Here is an 8,392-nt window from a genome sequence, read left to right on the forward strand (position 1 = left end):
GGCAAAAGTTATTCCAATCTCACCTTCTTTTTTCTATCGATTTTGCCATTCTCTGTTTTAGGAAGACATGAAAGCACTTCTATATTTTTTGGTCTTTTGTAATTGGGTAATTTTTCATATAGAGAAGTTCTCAATGATTTCAAAGTTTCCTCCTCTAAATCTTGGTTAATAAGTACAATACTTAATGATATTCTCTCTCCCAATAATGAATCAATTTCACCTGTGATAAGTATCTCTTTAATGTTATCGTTAAATGAAAAAATGAATTCTTCAAGCTCTTCGGGATAAACTGTATTTCCTCCGACAATGATTACATTCTTCTTTCGCCCTAATATATACAACTGACCAAGGTCATCGAGGGTTCCGAGATCGCCTGTTTTTAGCCAACCATCTTCAAGAAATACTTCATTCGTTGCCTGATGATTATTGAAATAGCCCTCCATTAAACCTGGACCCTTCACACAGATTTCACCCACCTCGCTAGGTAAGAGACTTTTCCCAATTTCATCAATGATTTGTATGGTAATTCCGCTTAATGGTGCGCCTACACCATCACTCAATTCTTCAAAAGGTCTTTGACAAGTTACTCTTGGGCCAGCTTCAGTTAACCCGTAAGCTTTTAGTAGCTTAGTCTTTGTGAAAATCCGTTTTGCCTCTAATAGATCGCTAGAATTTATCGATGCACCCGCAATTATCATTAACTTCAATGGCTTAACTTGTGAAGGGTTTGGTTTAATGCTATTAAATAATTTTAGGTTTGTTGGAACACATCCCATCGTATCAACATTATACTTACTAATATAATTGTATACATCCTGTGGTAGGTATGGAGTATCGAGAACAATCGTTGTCGCTCCGATAATTAACTGAGCTAAAAACTGTGTAGTATGAACAAAACTAGTCCACAGGGGGAGGATGATTAATGCGCGTTGATCTGGTTTTGCACCAATTCTTTCATTGTGGGCCCTTGCAACCCATAGTAACGATGCATGTTTATGATAAACAACTTTTGAATTCCCCGTTGATCCAGAAGTACGTAAAAGAACCGCTACATTGTTTTGATCTTGCTTTCTTAGATCTCCAAAACCTTTTTTTATTCTCATAGTAAAGAGGTCGAGAATAGAAACATTATCTAAACCGTTGCTGTTTATTAGGTCCTCTCTATCGGTTATCAAAACGCTTGCTCCAGTAACATTTAAAATCTCTGCAATCGTTTCTGGATTTTCATTCGGACTAATCGGGACTACAGCACCCCCACTCTGTAGAATTGCTACATATGAAATATAATAATTTCTCGCATTTCCAACACATAGACCGACATGTAGCTGATTCTCTAAAAAATCTGCGATCTGTTGAGCATTATCTAGCAAGGCTCTGAACGTTAGATCTTCATCCTTATAGATGAGTGCTGTATTGTCAGGATTTTTTAGAGCAGCACATTTAATTACTTCATAAATATGTTCCATAATAATCTCCTTGACCTTTATATTTAAAATTAGACTTAATTTAAAGTTAAGGGTACAAAGTTTCTTATTTTCCCAGTTTTCTCATCAGGGAAAATATAATCACAATATTCATTAGTTATAACAACATCATACTGCAAAAATTTTCTTAGTAATTTTCCTATACTAGAGAACACCTCATGATTCCCAATGGATTCGCCGGTATACTTAATATGCAAATGTTCAAGAGATACTTGTATAAGCTGTGCCTGAACGATCTGCTTAACCGGCAACATCAATTCCCAAATTAGTGAGAGCACGGATCTGTTCATCTCGCCGTTTTTTGTTTTTAGAGAATCATTGCTTCTTCCAATTAACAGAATTGTTCTAGATTTATCGCCACAATTGCAAGGATTCCTATTTATTGTTCCATAATCACCTATTCTATATCGGATAAGTGGCATACTGTGTATGATTTTACTCGTCACAACTATCTCACCATATTCACCTGGAACACAAGGACCACCGTTGCTATTCAGAACTTCAACATAAGTACTATCTTCTAAAATGTGCAAATGGTCTTGTTTACACATATACGCCATAGTGTATAATTCTTTACTTCCGTAGTGATTCGAAGCAGGATGTTGAAATACCTTTTCTATTAACTGTTTCTGTCTACTGTTCAGAGGTTCTGCTCTGGTTTCTAAACAAGTTAGATCTGGTAAATACACACTGAAGTTTACTTTCTGAGCATGCTCTGCGAGCGAAGTGAGAATGGAAGGAAAACCTTGTATGAATGTCGGATTAAATTTCACAATTTCCCTCAAATAGAACGTCAGCACTTCAGGTTTGTGAAAACAGGTGGATAATATGAGTCTTTGAACTCCGTTTTTTTCTTCAAAACAAATGGGCATGTCTATAGGTGTAAACTCGATCATACGAGAATAGCTAATTTTCGGGAAATGTTTCAATCTAGCGCTATGGAGGATTAAGCCAAGCTGTGTATACTCACTCGTATCTTTATAACATTTTATTGGAATACCTGTAGATCCTGAAGTAAAGTCATGTACTAATTTTTTGTTTTGAAATAGTGGATTAAGTAGTTTCTCAGGAGATTTCCTCAGTACGTCTTTATTCAATAAAGGAATATCATCTATCTTGCTTATATTCAATCCTTTCAGTATTTCTTGATAATATGAACACTCTAAGGCTGAAGATAGTACTGTCCCAAACCACTTTTCTGTATCTGTTACGTCCATAGCCCTAGCTCCTTTTGGCTTTTCATTATTACCTTTAAGATTGATCGTGGCGTTGACAAATTTTCCATTGTTAAATGCTCAGAATTTATTGTAATATTATAATCATTTTCCAACCTAACCATGAGTTGAATTATACTAATGGAATCGAGATATAATTCATTAAAAAGATGAGTATCTTCAGTGATGATTAGATTGTTAGTGGTATCAATAACCTCTGTAAGAATCCTAATAATACTTTCAATATGTGTTGTTTCCATCGTTATTCCTCCATAATAAAATGTATTAATTTTGATCTTTAATGATCCCCACTCGACATAGCTCATCTATATATATTTTCAAATCATTTTTGACCTGTTGTTCCGTAATATCGTATGCCAATAGGATTTCTTGTTCCATTTCGTTCAGTGTTCTACCATCCTTCATCAGATTCCAAATAAATGTACCCACTTGATCAAGGGCATAATATTGGCTACTTTCCATATTGAGAAGTATGCTTTGACCGTCCATTTCAACGTAAATTACATTTGAATCAATCGTATAGTTCATGTATTCTCCTTTATTTTTGAATTAGACAATAAAGATGCATTATATTCTCTTAATAGTATTTTTATTATCATTACCTAGTGTTTAACGAACGCGTGTACATGTTATAATAGAAGCCTTTTTTAAGAATGAGCTCCTGATGGCTCCCAATTTCCACTGCTTTTCCTTTACTAAGAACAACGATTTGATCTGCGTTACTTACCTCTGTTAAGTCATGTGTGGTAATTATTCTAGTCATAGAGTTCATATTTTTAGTGATCAACTCCCAGACCATACTAGCATTTTCATGGTCTAGCCCTGAAGTTGGTTCGTCCATGATAACTAACTCTGAGTCTCTAACTAGAGATCGAACCATTGCAAGGCGCCTTTTTTCCCCTCCGGACAAATTTCCTCCTCCATTGCTCACCATTGAATTGTATCCTTCAGAGCTTCTTCCAACTAAATTTGTTATGTTTACATGCTTAATATTTTTTTCGATTTCTTGTGGGAATATATTTTCACCCAACTTCACGTTCTCTAATAAGCTTGCATTGAATAGATACGGCTCTTGCCATACAAACGAGAAATGATTATCTGTTATTAATCGCTCTATATGACCACTTCTAGGTTGGTAGTATCCTGCTAAAAGTTTTAACAATGTAGATTTCCCTGACCCACTCTCACCTATAATAAAAGTTAAACTTCCGGGTTTTATATCGAAGGAAACGTGATCCAATATATTTTCTTCGTCTTCACGATATTTGAAACTTACCGCATGAACACCAGTCGGAACGTTAGAGGTGATGACATCAGAGTTTTCTTTCTCGATCTTGAAAATTTCATTGACTCGTTTAGCTGAAGCGACAGAAGCTTGCATTGATCCATATAAATCATTTGCATACCGTGCGGGGAAGAACAACAACTCTATGATTGCTAGGAAAGCAACCATTTCACTAATATTAAGGGTCCCATTTAAAACTAGGCGCCCACCAAAAATGAGAATAGTTATATATGCTAAAATTTCTGTTGCAGCGCTAATATTTTGAAGTGCGGATTGAATTACATTTTTTCTTACTTCTGAATTCAAGGATTCCTTACATCCCTTACTATACTTATCCCTTGCCCATGTTTTCGACTTGTCAGTGACTAGCTCTTTAGATCCATGAAGGAAATCCGTCAAGATTTCAATAATTCTAGCCACTTTCTCTTGAGCATCTTGGTTGATTTTGATTAATAGTCTTGACGATAGAATTGGGATAAAAGCGCTAATTACTATAAATGGAAGAATCATCAACATTAATTGAAGATTAAAATGCTGCATCGTTAATAAAGCGCCAAGAAACTGAGCGACTGAATGGACTGCTTCAATTAATGTCATTCCGTATAAGTTTGACCACATCGGAAGATCTGAAGAAGTCATTGCTTCAATCCGACCAGAAGGTATTTTTTCTCTTTTAATAAATGGAATATGAAGATAGTGGCTAAATAAACGAAGTCGTAGTTGAAGGAGAATTTTTTGACTTAATTTTGTAGACATATATCTAACAAGTAACGAAAGTGCCCAAGTGGCTAAATAGGACATAAAGTAAAGTAAGATGTATACGTCCAATTTTTCTTTGTGAACTCCGTTAGAAAACACGCCAATGATCATACCTAATAAAACAGGCCTCGAAAGATTAAGACCAGCCGTTAAAATACCTAACAGAGCAGCGATGAAAACAAGGACTTTTTCTTTTTCGATAGGTTTTATCAACATTTTTAATTGCATATTTGTCTCCTCATCCGAAACTTACTCCCTTGTTTTCGACCCAAATACAAGCTCCTAATAAAGCATTCAAAGTTTGAGTTGAATCTACTTCTTTTCCACATTTCCAGCTTTCTAAGAAGGCGATTGCTTTCTTTCTAGAGATTAATCCTACATCACATAAAGGACTATTGGAAACGATCTCAACAATCTGATTCCAATTTGTCCTGAGTGATTCAAAAGTTAATTTATAAAAGTCCCCTTGAACAGGAGAATAATCTTTCGGAAACTTGTGCCCCAAAGCCCAAGTGGTAATTATTTTTCGATTCGAACCTTGTATTAAGTATTTATTTGGCAAGCTCATGACAAACTCAACTAATTCTCTATCTAGAAAAGGATAATTCTCTTCTATATCTAAGGTTCTTCCAATTCCATCGACAGATGCAAAGGTATGAAACGTTAGACTCATGTTTCTTGCTAGTTGAGTGGAATATTCAGATGGTAGCCTGATAGATTCAATAGTACGAAGAGACTCTTGAAGCAAATATTGATTTTCTACTGTATCTTCAACAAAGGATGGAATGAAGTAACGCTGATGAATTGTGGGATCCCACGCGCCAAAGTAAGGAGCCTTTTGTGGAATTTTAAGTAAAGGAAACAACCCATATGATTTAAAAAACCAAGCAACAGTAAGACCATGCTCTTTATATCTTTGAGCAGAACCATAAGCCTGTTTGAATGCAGAGAATATCTTACCCGATTTGATTAGATCTGCAATAAAACAAAAGTTTCCAAGTAGAAGATCATCTGCACCATAACCACTTATAATATTGCTATATCCATGTTGTTTAGCAAATTCAAAAAATGGGGTTCTCCATGGATAAAATGAAACATCTGGTCCAGGTTCAATTGGAACATGTTCTTTCAAAATATGACGTGAGAATGGCAATTTATCACCAAGAACTTGATACCATGGAATGTTGGAAGCTTCTGCTACTTTCATCGCATTTTCCCGTTCATCACAATAGTCATACTTTTCAAAAGTTAGAGTTAGGGCAACATCTTTACTGGTCGGATTTAGAGAATTAGCCACTATAAGAGAAGACGAATCAAGTCCCCCACTGCATTGGAAGACGGAATCTTCGCTATCTTTATGTCTTGAAAGTGATTGATTCAAATAATGTAAATATCCATCTACTACATCATGTTCTTTAAAATTAGAAACCTCTGTACTTATTTGAAGTGAATCATTGAATAGAATTGTAGGATCAGTGTCAAAAGAAGAGAATATTATTGCAGTACCCCTTGGCACACGATAAACATTTTCATAAGGAGTTTCTGACCAAGAATCTACATAACCCATGGTTATAAAGTACCTTTTGAAGTAAGCAAGACTTAGCTTTGCCTGATCAGTAACTAAGTCGTCCAAGTAAGTACTCCAAAGGAGTTTATTGAGGGATTTAGTCCAAAATAAAGAGTACCTTCCTATTGGCCCTCTGTATAATACGAGTTGTTGAGTGATTTTATTAATGATTGCAACAGAACAATTTGCTTTTATCCTTCTCAAGGAAGCAATACCGCTAATTTTTAACATCTCTAAAAGGTCTGTTGGTATTAACCCCTTCCCCTTTACGACAACAACGTATTCTTCATTTTCAGCCACACATGAATCTTCTTTAGATGCTATTGAACCGTTACTGTTCCAAATACTAAATTCCAGAAGTTTATCGTCTGAAACATTGAGTTCAGAATTATTATTATTTACTTCTCCTTTAAAATCCTGTATACGTCCCACGTTAAAACCACCCCATTGCTTTATAACTGTTAGGATCACTGATACCAAAATATTTATCTTCTGATTCGATCCATGAATGCGCCATGAAAGGAGAAATCCTAACTCCAATTACTACTTTCATGTCCAGCCTTCGAAGAAGAGACATAATTTTCACAGCAAAAGCAATCTCTATACATTTACACGAAAAAGGTAAATACTGTGCAGCATTCCAAACCGAATCATATATTTCGCCCACAATATTGCTCTTCTTCCGTAAAGGGGGGCGAGCAGGTATTTTTACAATTTTGATTCCCACAAGTCGTAGTAATATCCAGGACAGACAGAGCATAAAAAGTGATTCAATAAATAATAATCTTTTGCGGATACTGTTGAGCATTCAGCTTCACCCATTTAGGTTTTTTTTTATCTTTCTATAAATAATTGAAACTAGATCTGCCCGGCATTAGAGGCTAATTTTCTAGCAAGGTCTTTGAGCGGCTAAATCTCCACCATTGGTATTACCACCACGTGTAACATCAACAGCTGATCCCAAACTGATAATAGACGGAGATGTATAGACAAGCTTCTTCATGCTTTTCACCTCCTTTTACAACTTTTAAAATGTTAAAACTCCTATATTTTAAGACAATATGCACGCCGGGCATTCTGATTTAAGGAATAAGTTGGTATTTCTTAAATGGAAATATATCACATTGGTATGAATTGATAAATGTACATTTTTCTCCAAGTTATCTTTTTTCTAAAACACTGCATTTATACCAATCTACTTATCAAAACGATGATATTCTCCGTCTAAATCGCTCTTTGATACCTATCAGACTCAAACTATTTTTATCAAATCACTACTCTTGAATCTAATTATATAGTTAGCTAGTATGCTGCAGCTTCTGATATCGCCATACTCCACCTTTTTCACCCTTCTTCAACCATTAAAGAAAAAAGTGAAGTCATATTAAACCCTTCTTTATGAAATATCCTAATCCGTGTGCATGATTGTAAACACAGCGACCTTGTTTTAGACGCATTCCAGAACTTACAGCAAAAATACAAAAAAGCCGCCATAATGGCGACTAAATTTGTACAAATGTCTTCGTGACACATGAAAAAAGTTGGGTGTATATGCCACGAGGAGTAAATGTTACTCTCTCTGTGATTAATGACTATAGGGACTCATCCTCATCATCGATTTCAAATTCAGGGTCCTGTTCTTGAACGGGTTCGACCTCAGGTTCAGATACCTGCTCTGGTTCGGGTTCGACCTCAAGTTCGGATACCTGCTCTGGTTCGGGTTCTACCTCAGGCTCGGATACCTGCTCCGGATCTTGTTCCACCTCAGGTTCAGATACCTGTTCTGCTTCTTGTTCTACCTCAGGCTCGGATACCTGCTCTGCTTCTTGTTCCACCTCAGGTTTGGATAGCTGCTCTGATTCTTGTTCTACCTCAAGCTCGGATAGCTGCTCTGGTTCGGGTTCGACCTCAAGTTCGGATACCTGCTCTGCTTCTTGTTCTACCTCAGGTTCAGATACCTGCTCTGCTTCTTGTTCCACCTCAGGCTCGGATACCTGCTCCGGATCTTGTTCCACCTCAGGCTCGGATACCTGCTCTGCTTCTTGTTCCACCTCAGGTTCGG

7 protein-coding genes and 1 pseudogene are annotated in these 8,392 nt (G+C 36.3%); all 8 read right to left on the reverse strand.

Features of this window, described 5'->3' with window-relative positions; all coding sequences use genetic code 11:
- Positions 1-8: 8 nt before the first annotated feature.
- Positions 9-1,466, reverse strand: coding sequence for a class I adenylate-forming enzyme family protein (locus tag BLS69_RS24485; RefSeq protein ID WP_091037480.1), 1,458 nt, complete (start codon positions 1,464-1,466; stop codon positions 9-11).
- Between the two features lie 35 nt (positions 1,467-1,501).
- The gene (locus tag BLS69_RS24490) at positions 1,502-2,701 is read right to left on the reverse strand and encodes an AMP-binding protein (protein ID WP_091037482.1); all 1,200 of its coding nucleotides are present in this window, start codon (positions 2,699-2,701) and stop codon (positions 1,502-1,504) included.
- Entirely contained in the window at positions 2,692-2,958 is a 267-nt protein-coding gene (locus BLS69_RS24495) for an acyl carrier protein (RefSeq protein WP_176873004.1), read from the reverse strand. Before BLS69_RS24495 ends, BLS69_RS24490 begins: the two co-directional genes overlap by 10 nt.
- Before the next feature lie 25 nt (positions 2,959-2,983).
- Positions 2,984-3,247 (reverse strand): PqqD family protein, encoded by a 264-nt coding sequence (locus BLS69_RS24500; RefSeq protein ID WP_091037486.1) that lies wholly within the window; start codon positions 3,245-3,247, stop codon positions 2,984-2,986.
- A gap of 70 nt (positions 3,248-3,317) precedes the next feature.
- Positions 3,318-4,991, reverse strand: coding sequence for an ABC transporter ATP-binding protein (locus BLS69_RS24505; RefSeq protein ID WP_091037489.1), 1,674 nt, complete (start codon positions 4,989-4,991; stop codon positions 3,318-3,320).
- 10 nt (positions 4,992-5,001) lie between these two features.
- The gene (locus tag BLS69_RS24510) at positions 5,002-6,762 is read right to left on the reverse strand and encodes an asparagine synthase-related protein (RefSeq protein WP_091037492.1); all 1,761 of its coding nucleotides are present in this window, start codon (positions 6,760-6,762) and stop codon (positions 5,002-5,004) included.
- Between the two features lies 1 nt (position 6,763).
- Positions 6,764-7,138 carry a lasso peptide biosynthesis B2 protein gene (locus tag BLS69_RS24515; RefSeq protein ID WP_091037494.1) on the reverse strand — a complete coding sequence of 125 codons (375 nt, stop codon included), beginning with the start codon at positions 7,136-7,138 and terminating at the stop codon, positions 6,764-6,766.
- Between the two features lie 784 nt (positions 7,139-7,922).
- Positions 7,923-8,392 (reverse strand): annotated as a pseudogene (locus BLS69_RS32305) (DNA translocase FtsK); the annotation flags it as partial.

This window comes from Paenibacillus sp. CF095, assembly GCF_900101225.1.
Taxonomy (GTDB): domain Bacteria; phylum Bacillota; class Bacilli; order Paenibacillales; family Paenibacillaceae; genus Paenibacillus.